This is a genomic window from Agrobacterium sp. DSM 25558, assembly GCF_900100825.1.
GTDB lineage: Bacteria > Pseudomonadota > Alphaproteobacteria > Rhizobiales > Rhizobiaceae > Agrobacterium.
Genome location: NZ_FMUD01000002.1, coordinates 64697 through 81213, shown reverse-complemented (window position 1 = coordinate 81213; position 16517 = coordinate 64697). Strand labels below are relative to the sequence as shown.

The following is a 16517-nucleotide window of genomic DNA, read 5'->3' as shown; positions in this document are numbered from 1 at the left end:
GCCAGTGCCGCCGCGAGCTTGGTTACAGGACTTTGTAAGAAAGGGCGACGTCGCCGACGAGCATGGTGGTACCGTCCTTCAACTGAGCCCCCGTCGTTCCGAGGATCGTTGATCCATCGGCAAAAGTTTTACTTCCGTGTTCCGTTGGAAGAAGGTTGATCAGTTTGATGCCAGCCTGCTCCATGGTGAGGAGCTCACCTTCGTCGGATATACCGTTCTGGTTGATGTCTTGCCAGATTCTGAACTCGCCCCAACGGGCATCGTTTTGGTCCAGGACATTATCCCTGTTCGTATCAAAGGCGAAACGTAACCCTTCGATATCGGTGACAGGTCGCCCCGTATCATCTATTCCCAATTCCTTTAGCTCTGCTTGGCGCTCTTCCTCTGTTTTCCAAAGAGCGAATGCGATCTCTTCCGGTTGGTCTATCTTGCCGTCAGGGCCACTCCTGCCATCACTCGGAAGGTCGATAGCCAGCAAACCGTCTTGAGGGCCCACCCAAGCGGTCTGTTCACGGACGCCATCTCCGTCCCAATCAAACGTAGGTCCAACGCTTTCTTTTGCCGTTCCATCAAACTCAGATTTGCCGAAAGCGGGTGCGTTTTCATCCAGCTGGACTATGTCAAGTCGACCGTCTCCATTCAGATCGAGCACAACGGGAAACCCAATAAATGGTCCCCGGCCGCCGCCTCGTGGAGGGGAAACGACTGGACGAGGTCTCGGCGTTGGCACTCCTGGGGCTGGGCGCGTTGTATTGCCTGAACCCGGAATGCGAATATTCGCAGCCTCCTGTCGCAAGCGCTCCTGTTCGGCTGCTCGCTTCGCTTGCTCCGCTTCTCTCTGTCTTCGCTGCTCCTCCATCTCGCGTTGCGCTTTTTCCTGCATCGCCTTTTGTCGTTCCTGGACTTCCCGAAGCTCGCGCTCACGCCGCGCACGATCTTCAATCGCTTTCTGACGCTGCAATTCAGCCTGTCGGAGAGCTTCTATTCCAGCAAGACGATCACGTTCCGCCTTCTCAGCTGCCGCCTTCTCAGCTGCCGCCTTCTCAGCTGCCGCCTTCTCAGCTGCCGCCTTCTCAGCTGCCGCCTTCTCAGCTGCCGCCTTCTCAGCTGCCGCCTTCTCAGCTGCTATGCGTTTCGCTTCTTCAGACGCCTTGCGATTAATTTCAATGTTTTTGACAAGATCAGCTGGGAGACCCTGCCATGACGAATCGCCTTCTCTGTCAAGTCGTACCCGACGTCTTTCATTCAAGTCGGCAATTTTTCCGCTATCCGTTAAAGTTATTTGGTTTAAATTTTTGTCGAGAGTGTACCATGATACCTCTCCGGTAGGCGAAAAACTGGCGGCATAACCGTCAATCCTATTTGGATCGCCCATGATGGTGTCGATCTCGCCATTTCGGTATTCAACAACTCGATTCGCTATCTGTGCTTTAACACCGTCGGGTGCCTGGGCGTAGTATGCCGTCAAAAATTGCTCCACGCTCATGCCGAGACGCGTCATGGTTTCTACAACAGCGTTCGCGGTTATCGCGATAAACTTTTCGTATTCAGCCGGACTTCCAGAGATTCTGTTTCCAACCGTGTCGTTCGGCCTATCTGACAGCGGCATATCCCAGTAATAGAAAGCTCCACCCCAGCCACCAAGCGTCTGCCCTCCTATACCTAATGCAGAATTGACATCGACAGCCAAAAGATTTTGCAAAGAGGGGACTTTTCCGCTTTGGAAAATATCCCGGAAAACGGTCGTTCCGATCAAATCGGAGTTACTCTGTATTATCTCGTCACCAGCGGCTTTCTGGTCGAACGACAGCCCGCTTCTCGTGACACCCCGAATGAAAACATTGGCTTCGCTGTCACCGTCATTTCGGTTTATTTCAGCAGCCTTTTCCAACCAGTAACTCGTGTCGTTGAGCGACTTTTTTTCAGCCTCCGTCAAATCAGAAGAACTATCCAGGTATTTTTTCATCTCTCCGCGGACATAATCATATCCGTTTGCGAAGTTTTTGGAGCCGTTCTCTGTTATCCTGTTGAGCTCTAGTTTCTGACCGTCGTTTAATGAAAATTCGCCTGCCATTTGTCTCTCCGAAGATGGCTGTATTGGAAATTTATTTCGCTTCGACTATCCATTTACTCATTAGAGAATGGACAGCGTCCTTTACTGCGCGCCACTGAGGTAAAGCGTCTACCGGGAACAGCAACACAGCGTTCACATTCAGATCGGTTAAACGAAGATGAGCTTTGCAGTTCGGGTTTGGAAAAGCTTGGTGATTCGCAATGCAATCGATCTGAATTTTGAAGTCGTCTTCAGACACTTGCCCATAACCATCAAACGAGAGGGTGCCTTGAGGTTCAATTATATGCGTTAACCCGAACACGGTTTCGAGTGGATACGGACCTTGTGGCCCGTTGAGTGAATTTTTGAACCGAGTCTCAGGGTTAACGTAGTCGTCAGCGCCTTCCGCAACGTACCAAGCACCGATGACCTTAACCAAATAGCTGTCCTGGGATGCGGAGGACCTATTCGGTTCTTTTGGGCGCAAATCACCGCTGAACCAAGGGTCCTTTGCAGCAGGCGCAAGGTCAGGCATCCAGAAGGAAAACTCCAGTTTTTGCCGCTTCGGATAGCAATTGACCTCCGTTTCTCTTTCCCTTGGCGTCAAGTAGCCGTACGGCACCTTCAATTTATGGGCACCTAACTCTCGGACAACGAGATAATCAGCAGGGACTTTTTCGCCGATAGACGTCGAATTTGGGTCGCAAGGATACGGTTCTGATGCCATGGTCACTTGAGGGAAGACGCAAAAAAACAGGAGTGTGTTTATCGCAATAAACTTCTCAAGCATAATAGACCCTCATTGCCTGCATTTCTATACTCTTTAGAGAGCCAAACTAACTTTAGACCAATATATTAGTAACTTATGATTGAATTTATTGTGTCTGCTATGAGCTAGAATAATTCTGATCTGGTGTAAAGTTCGTTTTTGAGCTGGTGGTTAATCGTTGTTCGAATACAGCGCTTTCCCGCTAAGCAAACGGGACAAGGAATGCTTCGGTCGATACGCGACTGCGGACCTGCCATCTAAAGCCGAGTTTTTCACGACGCTCAGCGTCGGTGACGACAGGCTTCGACTTTGCCGTTTTTGGAACCATGCTTCCGCGAGCCTCTCTCCCGATCAGAAGCGGCTTGTTTGGCGATTGGGATCGGATGTGTGGAACCGGATGCACGACCCCATGACCGAAGCGGACCTGAAAACGATGAGGGACGAATATCAAGACGAAGAGAGTTTCCAGAATGCCCGCTCTGCACTCGAATCCTACAGTCCCAGAACCCCTCGACTTCCCAGCCCGGACATAATGCTGTCCTACCTATAAGGATTGTCGATGGCCGTTCCGGCGTGTCAGATGTCCTCGATGTCTTCGGGTTTAAATGGGCCCTCGTTGTCGAGCAGGTTCTCGAGAGAACGGCTACTCCGCACGATCGATACGCTGAAGCTATCGTCACCGTCCATGATGTACTGCGTCGCCGCTCGCGCCGCCTCCAACAGTGAAGCCAGGTCCGCGCTCGCTTCTTCGATCGTCCAATTACCCGCCATCCACCTCGACCTCCGATTTTTGACTCGTAACTTTTGAAGCCATGGATTTTAACGAATACCGGCCACAACCGGCTAGGCTCTCGTGATTCGTTTCCGCGAGGTCCATCATGGCTGACCTAGTTTATTTAATGGATACTAATATACTTAGCAACGCCGGCCTGCAGCGTCCACCACCGGGCCTGCGGACCTGGATGAAAGCCGTCGGGGCGAAATCACTGGCACTGTCTTACCCCGCTATAACAGAGTTGAGACGAGGTGCCCATCTCGCGCAGAAACACGATCCACAGAAAGCGGCGAGACTTCATGCCTGGATAGAGGACATCCTATCGGTCGATTTTCGGTTCGCGGACTTCACGCCAACGGCCGCGTCATTATATGCGGAGATGACGACAGTCGGACCGCTCCGGCATTTCTACAAACAGCCTCCCGAGCAAAAGAAAGACAAGCTGGGACACGATCTTCATTTCGCAGCACTTTCCATCGCGCACCAGATGCCCATCGCGACGATGAACATCAAAGATTTCATGTCGATCGGTAGGTACTTTCCGCTTCCCGGGCTTTACCAGCCGCTTGAAAATATCTGGTACATCAATTGCCCGTCGTCGTTGCGGCCAAAACCGCCCAAAAGAAACCGGACCGAGACCGATCCAGACGATCGAGATTTTAGATTTCTGAAATAGTACGTGGTTTCGGACAGTCCATCTGAGGTCTTAACGGCAGGTCACCGTCAACGCCATAGGTTGGAAGATGACGAAATGGTTTGAGACAGCGATACTGTTGGCTTCCATACACTGTATTCCGTTTCGCACGCCGACGAAAAACCAGTTTACTTAGAATATTATTCAATTCTAAATTGGGGTCCGATTCCGTATGGGAGGAAATCTGCCTTGGCCCTAACCGCATTCATTTCGTACTCGCATGCCGACGAGCGGTATCTCGATAGGCTCCACAAGCATATGTCTCTATTACAGCGCGATGGCGACATCGAAACCTGGACTGACCACCGGATCGTTCCCGGCGCGAAACTGAATGATTCCGTGATGACCGCGCTTGAGACAAGCGATCTTTTTATCGCTCTCGTCAGCCCGGACTATCTGGCATCCAACTATTGTTACGAAAAAGAATTTCAAGAAGCATTACGGCGGGCGGAGGTCGGTGAACTTCACATAGTCCCTGTTGTCCTGGAGCCGTGTGACTGGCTATCATCGCCTTTCAGCCAGTTCATGGCGCTTCCAAAGGACGGCAAGCCAATTTCCGAATGGACCAATGCAAACGTCGCGTACCTGGACGTCGTCGCTGGTCTCAGAAAGCTCCTCGCGTCGGCCAATCCCCAGAATGGCGACGTTGTCTCTGGCTTTACAACCACCCAGACTTCGGGGCGTAGGGTGAAGATAAAGCAGGAATTCGACTCGATCCAGCGAGGAGAATTCATCGACAAGGCCTACGGCATCATCCAGGACTATTTTGAAAATTCATGCCGGGAGCTTAGCGGCATCGAAGACCTAAAGGCCAAATTTCTGAAGATGGGCGATAACTCCTTCACGTGTACGGTCGTCAACCGCGGGATAAAAGGCGGACGGGAAGCTCATATCACCGTTCATAACAGCAGAGGCAAAAGGCATAACTTCGGGGATATCAACTATGTCTTCGAGCCTCATGCCGACCACGGCTCCTCAAACGGTTCAATTCAGGTCGATGTGGATGACTACAATATGTATCTGACGTGGGGATTTGGCAGATACGGAGGGCGCGAAGAGAGTAAGTACGACGGCCAGCAGGCTGCAGAAGCGTTGTGGCTCGAGTTCGTCGAACATGCGGGGATTGAATATGACTGAACTCAGGCGTTTCCAGTGCCTGAACTGCGGCCACAGATTCGAGATTGAAGTCCTCACCTCCGACGAACGGCAGGAGGCCATGAGGAAAAACGAGCGTGTCTCGCCCGTCGCGTGCCCCCAGTGCAGGCGTACGGACATCAGGAGCGGCTGGGGCTAGTCAGCGGGCCGCCTTTGCATGCCGCGAGATTAGCGAACCCTTGATGTACAATTGAATACTCGCCTGAATCCACGCACTCGACGCATATCCAGCGAGTTCCTGAATTTCGCCCATACAACTTTCGCCGGTATTTATCGCCGGAAAATATGGCTTTTCTCGCCTTTCAGCGACAAACATAAAAAAATTGCTACCATAGCTTGACTCTTTTAGTTTGTCGTTTAATTGTGCCGCCATGCAAAAGAACCAGCGCAAACTCATACGAATAGGTTGACCATCGCTGCCGCGATCACCGCGGCGACGACCAACCTTGTTTGTCCGAGGATGCCATGGGAATTGCAAAGCAGGCCGTCGCATTGCGCGCCGCCAGAAACTCAGCCTCAATCAGAACCTATCAGCCGACCGGCACGGTGAAGTGCGACGGCGTTCGACTGTTCCGTTCTCAGTGCGCCCGCGATGTAGGGTGCCTCCTTGACGTGAACCCGTCCGTGACGTCATGGCGCTGCATGCCCATGCCGTTCGCCCCGGGGGGACTGACGCATGTTTTCGATTTCCAGGTTTTCGATGACGACGGTGTCGTCCTGTACCTGGACGCGCCCGACCGGGCGAGGTCGATTGACGGCGGCCTTCTCTCGTCCGAGGTGAGCCGACTGGACGCTCGATACAGGCTTCTCGACAATCGCGAAATCTACGACGGTTTCAGGCTGCGTAACGCCCGGGACCTGCTTCGCTATGCCGGAGCAACCGTGCCGTTAGGGGATCGCCTTCGATTACTGGCAGCGCTCGACGAGCATGGCTCCCTTCCCATGGGAGAATGCCTCAACGCATTTCAGGAAACCAAGCCCGTAACCGGAATCGCGTCGCTCATTCTCCATGGGTTTGTGGAGGTGGACCTCGACGAAGCGCCGATCGGGCCCGAGACGACGGTACGGCGGATAGCGAGATAGGAAGTCGCCACCCCGTTTTTCGTTGTTGGAGTATCCTACCGTGTCCCAGTACAGAACCAAGACTTTCCCGCCGTCGCCGCCCCATCTCGCCATTGCGGTGGCGCGATGCGGTGTCCGTAATGCGCTTCGCCCGTTCCTTCGCCGCAAAAATCTTTCGTTCAGCGCCGCGCTTATCGTCCCGGAGGGTACAGCGGATTATTATCGACGTGCCGCGTCCAGTCTCTTCAATGATCGCGAGGAGGTCGATGAATACGGCCACGATGCGGCTGTCGTCTTCACCGTCGACGTACCGACAGACGATCCACGAGCGGTGTTCACCCGCGTGAGGTACGCCCGCCAGGTGGTCGTCGTTACTGAAAGATTAGAAAATCTCACCGCGCACTACCTCTCCGGAACCGATCTGATCGTGCAGGTGGCCAAAGCCGTCCCCGAACATTACATTGCCGCGGCTCGGGAGGCGAAGGTGCGCGGTATGACGCGCGAGCACGCCGAATTCCTGTCGACGCAATCATTCGATACGATCCTGATCGCCGTCAGACATAACCGACCTCTCACCAGTTCCCTTCGCCAGCTGAAACGCATGGTCACGCGAGAGGGTCAACCGGAACCAGCAAAGGAGCAGTCGCGGCCGTTGGGTCTGGAGGACATGCACGGGTATGGTGAAGCCAAGACCTGGGGGCTACGGTTGGCCGAGGATTTAAAGGCCTGGCGCGAAGGGAACATTACATGGGCCGACGTGGATCGCGGTGTTCTTCTATGTGGCCATCCGGGTTGCGGAAAGACCTCGTATGCGAAGGCTCTTGCCACCACCTGCGAAATCGATCTCGTCTCCGCGTCGGCCGCGAAATGGCAGGCTCAAGGCCATCTGGGCGATTACCTCAAAGCCATGAGGGCGGCGTTCGCGGAGGCAAAGAAAAAAGCTCCCTGCCTGCTTTTTATCGACGAATTCGACTCGTTCGGCGACCGTGACGCGCCGACGTCGGACGACCACCATCGCGACTACCGTCGCCAGGTGATCAACGGTCTCCTCGAGTGCCTCGATCCTCCCGACGGGAGAGACGGCGTAGTGGTGGTCGGAGCGACCAACAATCCGGCTGTCATCGACCACGCGCTCCTGCGGGCGGGCAGGCTCGAAACCCTGCTCGAAATTCCGCTACCCGACGGCGATGCCCGGGTGGGCATTTTGCTTCAGCATCTGAATGGCCACGAGATCGGGAGTGGCATGTCCCGCTTCGTGTCGGCGACGCGGGGATGGTCCGGCGCCGACATCGAGAAATTCGCGCGCGACATCCGTCGCATCGTCAGACGACGCAATGTCGCGATCACGGAAAGCCTTTTTGTAGAGACCTTGCCGAAACGCCGTCGCATGAGCGAGGAGGAGTTGCGGCATACCGCCGTCCACGAGGCCGGGCATGCCATCGTAGGTGTTCTGGCTTCGTCGGATATTCTTGCCGAGGTCGTCGTAGAACGGGACGTGTCCATTCAGGGGATGCGCCAGGTCGCCGGCCGGGCGACCTTCGAGCCAGCCGGCGGCATCATCCGGACAGCATCTTACTACGACGACAGGATCGCGATGCTGCTGGGAGGTGTCGCGGCGGAAAGGCTGGTGTTCGGACATCACGCCGACGGAGCCGGAGGCGCGCCGATGTCCGATCTGGCAGTTGCCACCGATGTGGCGACCAGAGCCGAACGCCACTACGGTTTCGGCGACACGCTTTCCGTGGAAATCGGAAAGGGCGATGGCGCACTGGCGCATCTTCGCGATCGAGACCCGGAACTGCGGCGGCTCGTCGAAGCACGGATCAAGGCGCAGCTTGATCGCGCCACCGACGTCCTCTCCGGCCGTCGGGCCGAACTTGATGCGCTGGTGGACATCCTCGTCACCAACGGCAGAGCGACAGGCGACCAAGTCCGGTCATTGCTTTCAGTGTCTTCCAGGATACCGAATGAGAGGAACGATGAGGGCTGATGGTTCGACGCCGGAGAGCCATTTCGAACTGCGATTGGCCGAGAATCGAAGCCGGATTTGCCCGAAAGGCCACGAAATGAGCCTCCGCAACGGAAAAATGCATTTTTTTGAAAAAAAATGCGGTGCGGCAATACCGGCGTAGGTTGCGGTGAAGCGAGTATCAAAAGCGCTTTCGGGGGAGCATCACGACACCGTTTCCCAGCAGGCGGTGATCCAATATCGAGATGGAATCCCTCCCGATGAGGGGTCTGCAGTCACGAGCTAATTCCTTGAGCCTAAAAGAAATTCAAGGATTCAACAACAAGGAAAGAAAGAATTCGCGATGTTTTTTGACGACCAGATTTCGCGGCTTTCACGCTTCTTAATTCCAGACATCGAATCCTTAGGTTTCCTTTTCCCTCGCCACCCGAAGTTCGAGAGCGAAGCCGGCGGGACCGCGACTTACCCCCGGTATCGTCTGATATCGTTTGGCGGCCGGGTCTATAAATCCTATGCGAGCATTGAAAGGATTCGACCTGATTTCGAACACTTCAATTCTTTGCGAATACAAGGTTTCGATTGCCATCAAGGAATTGCAGGATTTTCGGTGGGGTCTTGCATTAATTCCTTGCGATATCAGCTGTGTAGAGAATGATCTTGCCCCGTGCCAGCGCGTTTCGACCTCCTCGTGGAGGCTTCCCCGAACAGATACTGACCGTCGAAAAGTTCGCTCAAAGATTGAATTTTTACGGAGTTTGAGATCGCAGGCAGGGCTGGAATTGACGGCTATAAGGTTCTATCTATCGATCATCGGCGGTTTTGATCATGCGATCGAATTGCCGGACGTGACGGATCGCCCTGCCAGGCGACCCGTCAGAAAGCGGCCTGGCCACCCTTTAGCAATCGGGACCAGCCGTATGGCTCAAACTAGAAGGAAAAAAGCCATGACACAGATATAGGCTCGCTCACCCGTAAATTCAACAGGAAAACCGGTTACTTAGCTCGTTGACGCGCGAAACTTCGACGCAGCACGCTTGACCGTGGTTTCCTGACGGATCGCCATCGTTTTCCGGGACCACGATCGCATCGCGGCGAACAAGCTAGCGGGGAAACCCGTGCCGCCTTCGCTTCGGCGCGATCCATCCCCCGCCGCGATCTAACTCCGCACATAGACGGCGCATGCCGGAAATCCATTCCCCCCGTCGCGATGCGCGTACGGGCAATAGGAGAGCTTTGTCATGAATCCAGAAGACCTGTCAAACGGCGGGAAAATCTTTCTCGTCGCATGTCACTTGGACACGTTCACGCCCCAGCAGCTGACTTTCGACGAGTTGGGAGAGCAATTTCCCTCGGCTCCTCGCTGGCACTGCTCAATCACGAGCGCCGGTGAAAATTAAGACGGAGACACGCTCCGGGGGCGGCGATTTCGATCGCGGTCTCCGGGCGGGCTCGCTCCAAGTCGACGGACTTCACTGCTGAAAGGTGTCCAGATGAACTTCAACAATCGAACTGCGCGAAAGCTCTACATGAGACGGGAGCTAGCGGCGCAGGCGGTGCTCAAAGCCCGTTTCCCCACGAACACATGTCAGAACGCCACGGATACAGGCCAGGCGAGACAGCCGCCGCCACCGGAAGACCCCTCTGTCTTCCAGTACACGCCCCCCCATTCCGGCCTGGCGACCCGTCGCCCCGCGCTCAAGCAGGCAAAGACATCCCGCGGCCATTCTATTTTCCGCGGCGTCATTCTCTGGCACGAGAGCCTTCTCGAACTACGCGTCTCGTATCTGCTTCAGACCTGGCACCACGTCAGGGAAATCCATTCGCAGTACCCGAGGGTCACCTTCGTCGACGCGGACGGAAAGACGCGCACCCACACCTTCGACTATTATGTCGTGTTCGAGGACGGGCGGCGGCTGGCGATCGCGGTCAAGATGAACCGCAAGCGTGCCGGAATGCTAGACATGCTCCGGCGCATCGAGGAAGCGGGCGTTTCCCACAGGAGTGGCCGCCGTCTCGCCGACCAGACGCTTCTCATGACCGAGAAGGACGGCAACGTCGCTTCCTTCCATAACTGCTCCGAAATCCTCGCCGCCCGCGAGACCCACACCCCCGCGGCGGTGGAAGAACTCCGCGAGATCGTCCGTCGCATGACGGGACGTTTCAGATTCATGACCCTCCTCGCGGGATGCCGGAACGTCGCCGCTCGTCGCTCCGCGATCTGGCGTCTCATCGATCTCGGCGAACTCGTCGCCGAGGGCAAGGCCCGGATCGACGACCTGGCATGGCTCACCCTCGGCAAATCCGATCCCGTTCCGTCTGAAGAAACCAAAGCATCGAAAGGAAAACACACATGCCCCGCAGTCATCCCCTCCCGACCCGCAGCCACACCCATTCCCTCGTATCTCTGGGGCGTACCGACCGCTATCGCGAAGGCACGCGCAACTACATCCCGGTCTTCTCGGACAGCCTGACCTACACCTTCGCCCACGAGGAGGACTTAGACCGCACGATGGTGTTGTCCCGCCTGGAAGTCTGGACCCGCCTCAGAACCGGGAAGGCCGAGGTGATCTACTATTATCATAGCGCCCCGATCCAGCGCACGCTCGCCGTCCACGGCGACAAGACGCTGAACTCGTTCGATCCCAAGGTCCAGCACGACGCGCAGCTTCGCGTGGGCTTGATCGACAAGTACGAGGCGGAGTACCGCAACGGGACGCGGCTTCCGTTTTCCGAAAATCTCGAGCCATATTTGGACACCTGGTGGGACCAACTGCACGGCTTGGACGATACGAAGAAAAAGAAAAACGGTCGCCGTCGTCGCACCGGACAAGCGATCGCCGAAGTCTCCAACGCGCCGAGCTGGAAAACCTTCAAACGCGACTATGACAAGTATCTTGCCTCGGGGCGCAACCCCGTCGTCTTCGTACCGCTTCACCATGGCCCGGGAAGCCGCACGGTAATCCCGTGCCGTGCCAGCGAACTCTTCCACCAGAAAATGGCGCGCGAGTACCTCAGCCGTCTGCGGCCCAACCCCGCGCAGGTACATGCGGGCTACCTCGCGGAACTTGACCTCGAAAACGACAGGCGCCGCGCGGCGGGTGCGGACGCACTGCTCCAGTTTTCGCTCACCAAAACGAAGAATGCCATCGGCCGCTTCGACGAATTCGAGGTGATGGCAAGCCGTGAGGGCGAGGAGGCGGCGCTCAAGCACTTCCGCGACGTGAAGGGAAGCTTCGATATCGAACGGCCCGGCGCTCACATCGAGATCGACGAATGGAAGGGAGACCTGATCACGCTGCTGGTGAAGACCGGCGTGTGGGCGTACCTGCCAGACGTGTTCATCGAGGCACTCCCAAAGACCCTTCGTGTCTGCGTCACCGTGGCGATCGATGTCGCCACCAGGTACGTGCTCGGCATCAAGATCACGCCGACCGCTTCGGCGGAAGCGATCGCTGGCGTGCTGCGCATGGCCATGGTCGACAAGACCGATCTGTCGCGGATGGTCGGCGCGGAGACCGACTGGTCGGCCTGCGTCAAACCCGATCTCGCGTCGATGGACAACGGTGCCGCGCAGGTCTCCGGCCATTTCATCACGGGCGCTCAGTCGATCGGAGTAACGATTGTGCGCCAGCCCGCGGGCGATCCGGCGCGTCGTCCCTTTATCGAGAGGCTTTTCGGTATCATCGGTCCGCTGATCACGCATTTTCTCGACGGCCGGACCTTCGCGTCCGTTCACGAGAGGGCGACTACAATGCCGAGGCCCACGTGAGCGTCTTCATGGACGAGTTCGCGCGGATCATCATCTTCGCGGTCTGCGACATCTACCACCGCAAGCGCCACGGCGGGATTGGCGGCAACACTCCGCACAACGAGTGGGTCGAGGCTTCCAGCTCCATCGAGATCAAATACCCTCCCAGCCAGCTTCGTATGATCGCGGCATTCGGCTATCCGACGACGGCCACGATCCAGAAAAACGGCATCGTTGTCTTAGGCGTCACCTATCGCGACGAAAGGCTCAACGCCCTTCGCCGCGAGAACGGCCAGGAGCCGATCGACGTGATGTACGACCTGATGTACGCGCGCCATGTTCTCGTCAAAGCCAGAAACGCGACGGAATACTTCGCTGTTGAAAACGCGTTCGGCTTTGATGACACCGTCTCGTTCCACGAGTGGCTCGCCGTCCTCAAGGACGAACGTGACGAGATCGCCGAGAAGACCAAGAAGGACCTAAAGGTCATGTATGCGGGCATGCGCCGCATGCGCCGCACAGGAGAGGCCGCCACCGCCCGCGCAAACCTTGGAGCGCGCGTCCCAACGGCCGAGGACATGGAAGACCTCAACCGGAAAGTCGTACGCGGCTGGGAGGCCAACTGCGAGGCCGGAGAGGTCATGGAACCGATGCCTGACGCGGTCCCTACAGGAGCGCTCCTGTTGGATCGTGAAATTCCCGCCCCCAAGAAGCCGGACCCGACGCCCGACAGCGAGGAACCGGCTGCCACGGCAGTCGCGTTGACGCGCTCCAAGTTTGACGATGAGGATGAGGTTTGATCATGGCCAAGAAGATCAACGCGGACGCGATCCGCGAGCGTAGCCGCCAGCGCTATTTCGAAACGGGTCGTGACAAGGTCCTGAAGACGCGCATCGACAGCCTTCGCAACAATGCCAAGGCGATGGCAAAAGGGCGGCGCGGCTCGCAGCGTCGCTCCCTGTTCGTTATCGGGGAGACCGGCAGTGGGAAGACGACGTCCATCAAGCGCATTTTGGCGCTCGTCCCCGAATGGAAGACCTACCGCGATCACTACGGAGACGAGGTGACCCCGCTCATCCGCATCAGGCCTCCCAAGCCCTGCGGCATGAAAGCTTTGGCCATGAGGCTCCTCAAGGCAATTAAAGTCCCGGCACCGCCGCGTATGACCGATCCCGAACTCTATGTTTTCCTCGAAGAGCAGTTGCGAGAGCGAGGCGTCAAGGCGATCTGGATTGACGAAATGCAGGACGTCCTTCGCAGCAACACGCCCAAGGCTGTTCAAGAGGTGCAGGACACGCTCAAGACGCTCATCCAGATCGAAGGCTGGCCAATCCATACTATCTACTCCGGCGTGCCTGCCCTCGCGACGTTCCTTCAGGGCGACCGTCAGCTCGCACGTCGATCCTACGTCATGCGTTACGAGCCGATCGAATATCCGGATGACGAACAATGGATCGAGAAGATCGTCCAGGCCGTCGTCTGCGAAGATTGCGGAATGACCCGTGCCGACGACACGCTAACGGCCGTCTTCAGAGAGAGGCTCTGCCGCGCCGCCAGCGGTGCGTTCGGATCGCTTGTCGAACTCGTGCAGGAGGCGTGTTTCCGGGCGGCCGATCTCGGACGCTCTCAGGTAAAACTCTCGGACTTTACGAAGGTCTACGCGGATATGGTTGGGTGTGCCCGTGGGGACAACGTGTTCGTGGCGACCAACTGGCGCGAGATAGTACCCGCCAACGCGCTCGACGATATCGCACCACCGCCACCGAAAAGGGGGCGCGGATGAGGCTACCCGTCACCGTAACCTTCCACCCCGAGACCGAGACGCCTCTGAGCCTGGCGTCTCGGCTTGCGCGGGCGATGGCTTACCCATCCATGACCTCCTTGCTTGGCGACACTATGGCCAGGGCCGTCTTCCGTGGAGAGGAGGACGCAGTCAAACTGTTGTCGTCGTGGTCCGGAGTGGCGGCCGACCAACTGCGGCGCTTCGCCGTGCCTGTCAGCGAGCAGGCAGGCGAGTGGCGGCTCGGCGACGCCGTCTTCCGCAAGGAAATGCGGGTCGCGGGGCGCTTTCGTTTCTGCCCCCGCTGCCTCGTCGAGGATATCGAGAATGGGGCGGGCCGGCCGCAGGGAAGGCCATACGAGCGGGCGGCGTGGCTTACCACGGCGGTGACCTCCTGCACCCGTCATCGCGAGTTGCTCGTTGAAGCGGACGACGGCGCTCCGATGTCAGACGTGGGGCTGTTCGTATCCGAAGGATGCCACCTGAGGTGTGATCCCGGATCGCCTGTGGCCGGGAGCGAGATCGAGGTTGATGCCTACATCGAGGGCAGGATCGCAGGAAATCGAACCCGGTCGTTCATCGACCGTCAGGAGGTCCACGTGTTGCTTATGCTTTTCCATTTCGTCGGCTGGCTCGTGCACAACCGTCTTCCGGACTTCCGCATCGGCGGGGTGACGGCTTCGTCCATGGGGATCAGGGCAGTCGGGTTCAACATCGTCAAGGGTGGAAAGGACGAGATCGAGGCGGTGGTCAAGGCGGCGATCGATCTCCATCGCCCTGCCGCGCTGACCATCACCGAGTTCTTCGGACCGATGGTGCGCCACCTTCGTCGCAACGTGAAGGCTCCTTCCTATGCCGAGGCCATCGAGTTGTTTCAAACCATAGTGGAGCGCCACGTACCCGTCGGTCCAGGCGACAGATTCGTCACGACCGTTGAACAGCGGCAAGTTCATTCTGTCCGTTCGGCAGGGTTGGAATATTCCATGGATCGGTTGAGGGTCAGAAAGCTTTTGGAGGAGCGCGGAGTTATCGAGCCATCTCGGCTTTCGGATCGCCAGGTCTATTTCTCCGTCAGCGATGCCGATAACGTGCTAGGTGGCGCGGCGCGATCTATGACGACGACCGAGATGGCCGAGGCCCTGCAGACGCATGAAGACAGGGTGCGCGACCTCATCGAACGGGGGATGCTTCCGGTCTCCGAAAACGGCGTCAAGGGCGACCGGCCCTTCTACCGGGTGGAAGTCTCCGAATTCGAAAGGTTCCGCCAACGGCTTTTCGGACGATCACCCGTCGCATCTAGCGACCTCGTTACTCTGGCCCAGGCCTGCCGCCGAAAAAGCCTGTCGATCGACGATATCCTGGAGATGGTCGTTGAAGGGCGTCTGAACCGTGTCGCCTACGCAGACGGTTCGAGGACCATGGACAGCATCCTTGTTGACGTAGCGGAATTGCCCGTATCGGTGGGTGACTGGGGAGGCGCGGATGATTACCTCAGCATGACCGAGGTCAAGAACGTGCTGGCGACGACAGACGCGACAGTGTCTGCCTTGGTGAGTAACGGGGTCCTACCGATTGAGGTCAGGACAAATCCGAGGACGCGGCGCCCGCAGGCATTCGTTCACCGATCCACCGTCGATTGGTTTCTCGACAGTCATCTTTCCCTCTACGGGATCGCCAGAGGATGGCGTCGGAACATCGCCCGGATGAAGGGCGAACTCGACAAAAACGGGATGAAACCCGTTTTCGAAGCGTCTGGAAAGATCGCAACTTACTACCGAAAGAAAGAGCTCTCGGAGGCCTCTCTTTTGCCGCCGAACGCTTAGGTTTGTCTCTCGGATTTTTGACGTTCAGGCCCGCATTCGCGGGCTTTTTTTGTGCCTACTGACATTCAGAGACAGGCCTGTGGAGTCAGGAGAGACAATTCAAGGTAAGACGATACGGGTAACTTCAATTATTTCAATGGCTTACGGGACCCTCAGAGACAATCCTTAGAGGTCATGACAATCTTATGTTCGTGGTGCGCGGCCGTTATGCTCTTGACTATTATGGCTATTGTGACAATTTCAGCGCGCATTCGACCATTGGAGAGCGACAATGAAATTTGCGGTAGCGACTTTTGGCCTGCTTCTTATCGCCGGCGCTGCACAGGCGGCAACCTGCGAGACGAACTTCAAGGTATCGGGCGTGCCCTTGATGTCAGCGATGAGCTATAAATCCTGGCAGGAGTTTCCAAAGGCCAAGGCGTCCACTGTCTTGCAGAAACTCGCGCAGGCGGTTTCAGCGGAAGGGTTTTCCGGTGTGAAGATCGACAAGGCCCTGTCATCTGTCGATGCCTTTCAGGAAACAACGGGCTCGGGCCGAATTCAGACGCTGCGCGTTGTTGCCCGTCAGAAAGGTGCTGGCGTCAGAGTGGATGTTGTTTTCAATATTCAGGCGGGTCAGGTCACCGACAAAGCCGTCGTTCGCGAAGGCATTTGCAATATTATGGCCGGGGCTCGCTGAGAAGATGAAG

13 protein-coding genes are annotated in these 16517 nt (G+C 56.9%); 9 read left to right on the top strand and 4 right to left on the bottom strand.

The genetic code is table 11. The features are described from left to right. Window positions 1–22: 22 nt before the first annotated feature. From DSM25558_RS02860 to DSM25558_RS02845, 3 genes are all read right to left on the bottom strand, one after another. Window positions 23–2074: a hypothetical protein gene (locus DSM25558_RS02860; protein WP_077101626.1), complete on the bottom strand. Its 2052-nt coding sequence runs from the start codon at window positions 2072–2074 to the stop codon at window positions 23–25. Between the two features lie 31 nt (window positions 2075–2105). After that, window positions 2106–2843 carry a hypothetical protein gene (locus DSM25558_RS02855; protein WP_077101624.1) on the bottom strand — a complete coding sequence of 246 codons (738 nt, stop codon included), beginning with the start codon at window positions 2841–2843 and terminating at the stop codon, window positions 2106–2108. A gap of 555 nt (window positions 2844–3398) precedes the next feature. Further along, window positions 3399–3593 carry a hypothetical protein gene (locus tag DSM25558_RS02845; protein ID WP_077101621.1) on the bottom strand — a complete coding sequence of 65 codons (195 nt, stop codon included), beginning with the start codon at window positions 3591–3593 and terminating at the stop codon, window positions 3399–3401. A gap of 128 nt (window positions 3594–3721) precedes the next feature. Between DSM25558_RS02845 and DSM25558_RS02840 the strand changes: the two genes are divergently transcribed. Beyond that, a complete protein-coding gene (locus DSM25558_RS02840; RefSeq protein ID WP_143239998.1) occupies window positions 3722–4273 on the top strand; it encodes a PIN domain-containing protein in 552 nt (183 codons plus the stop codon). Between the two features lie 207 nt (window positions 4274–4480). Further along, on the top strand, window positions 4481–5428 hold the full coding sequence (locus DSM25558_RS02835) for a toll/interleukin-1 receptor domain-containing protein (RefSeq protein ID WP_077101617.1): 948 nt from the start codon (window positions 4481–4483) through the stop codon (window positions 5426–5428). A gap of 157 nt (window positions 5429–5585) precedes the next feature. On the opposite strand, the gene DSM25558_RS02830 is transcribed toward DSM25558_RS02835, so the two are convergent. Beyond that, a complete protein-coding gene (locus DSM25558_RS02830) occupies window positions 5586–5939 on the bottom strand; it encodes a hypothetical protein (RefSeq protein WP_200800718.1) in 354 nt (117 codons plus the stop codon). 155 nt (window positions 5940–6094) lie between these two features. On the opposite strand from DSM25558_RS02830, the gene DSM25558_RS02825 reads away from it, so the two are divergent. From DSM25558_RS02825 to DSM25558_RS02785, 7 genes are all read left to right on the top strand, one after another. Then, window positions 6095–6529: a hypothetical protein gene (locus tag DSM25558_RS02825; protein ID WP_244554096.1), complete on the top strand. Its 435-nt coding sequence runs from the start codon at window positions 6095–6097 to the stop codon at window positions 6527–6529. A 40-nt stretch (window positions 6530–6569) separates the two neighbouring features. After that, the gene (locus tag DSM25558_RS02820) at window positions 6570–8498 is read left to right on the top strand and encodes an AAA family ATPase (RefSeq protein ID WP_077101611.1); all 1929 of its coding nucleotides are present in this window, start codon (window positions 6570–6572) and stop codon (window positions 8496–8498) included. 2329 nt (window positions 8499–10827) lie between these two features. Further along, window positions 10828–12246 carry a DDE-type integrase/transposase/recombinase gene (locus tag DSM25558_RS02805; protein ID WP_083716285.1) on the top strand — a complete coding sequence of 473 codons (1419 nt, stop codon included), beginning with the start codon at window positions 10828–10830 and terminating at the stop codon, window positions 12244–12246. 8 nt (window positions 12247–12254) lie between these two features. After that, complete coding sequence (locus DSM25558_RS02800; RefSeq protein ID WP_077101603.1) at window positions 12255–13025, top strand: hypothetical protein; 771 nt, start codon at window positions 12255–12257, stop codon at window positions 13023–13025. 2 nt (window positions 13026–13027) lie between these two features. After that, entirely contained in the window at window positions 13028–14008 is a 981-nt protein-coding gene (locus DSM25558_RS02795) for an ATP-binding protein (RefSeq protein WP_077101601.1), read from the top strand. Continuing rightward, window positions 14005–15828 carry a TniQ family protein gene (locus DSM25558_RS02790; RefSeq protein ID WP_077101599.1) on the top strand — a complete coding sequence of 608 codons (1824 nt, stop codon included), beginning with the start codon at window positions 14005–14007 and terminating at the stop codon, window positions 15826–15828. The genes DSM25558_RS02795 and DSM25558_RS02790 overlap by 4 nt, the downstream gene beginning before the upstream one ends. 271 nt (window positions 15829–16099) lie before the next feature. Then, a complete protein-coding gene (locus tag DSM25558_RS02785) occupies window positions 16100–16507 on the top strand; it encodes a hypothetical protein (protein WP_077101597.1) in 408 nt (135 codons plus the stop codon). The last annotated feature ends 10 nt before the right edge of the window (window positions 16508–16517 follow it).

What these genes read in the sequence shown, in the direction of transcription:
- DSM25558_RS02860 (WP_077101626.1), bottom strand. Translation starts at nt 2,074, where the DNA reads ATGGCAGGCGAATTTTCATTAAACGACGGTCAGAAACTAGAGCTCAAC.
- DSM25558_RS02855 (WP_077101624.1), bottom strand. Translation starts at nt 2,843, where the DNA reads ATGCTTGAGAAGTTTATTGCGATAAACACACTCCTGTTTTTTTGCGTC.
- DSM25558_RS02845 (WP_077101621.1), bottom strand. Translation starts at nt 3,593, where the DNA reads ATGGCGGGTAATTGGACGATCGAAGAAGCGAGCGCGGACCTGGCTTCA.
- DSM25558_RS02840 (WP_143239998.1), top strand. Translation starts at nt 3,722, where the DNA reads ATGGATACTAATATACTTAGCAACGCCGGCCTGCAGCGTCCACCACCG.
- DSM25558_RS02830 (WP_200800718.1), bottom strand. Translation starts at nt 5,939, where the DNA reads ATGCGACGGCCTGCTTTGCAATTCCCATGGCATCCTCGGACAAACAAG.
- DSM25558_RS02825 (WP_244554096.1), top strand. Translation starts at nt 6,095, where the DNA reads ATGCCGTTCGCCCCGGGGGGACTGACGCATGTTTTCGATTTCCAGGTT.
- DSM25558_RS02805 (WP_083716285.1), top strand. Translation starts at nt 10,828, where the DNA reads ATGCCCCGCAGTCATCCCCTCCCGACCCGCAGCCACACCCATTCCCTC.
- DSM25558_RS02800 (WP_077101603.1), top strand. Translation starts at nt 12,255, where the DNA reads ATGGACGAGTTCGCGCGGATCATCATCTTCGCGGTCTGCGACATCTAC.
- DSM25558_RS02795 (WP_077101601.1), top strand. Translation starts at nt 13,028, where the DNA reads ATGGCCAAGAAGATCAACGCGGACGCGATCCGCGAGCGTAGCCGCCAG.
- DSM25558_RS02790 (WP_077101599.1), top strand. Translation starts at nt 14,005, where the DNA reads ATGAGGCTACCCGTCACCGTAACCTTCCACCCCGAGACCGAGACGCCT.
- DSM25558_RS02785 (WP_077101597.1), top strand. Translation starts at nt 16,100, where the DNA reads ATGAAATTTGCGGTAGCGACTTTTGGCCTGCTTCTTATCGCCGGCGCT.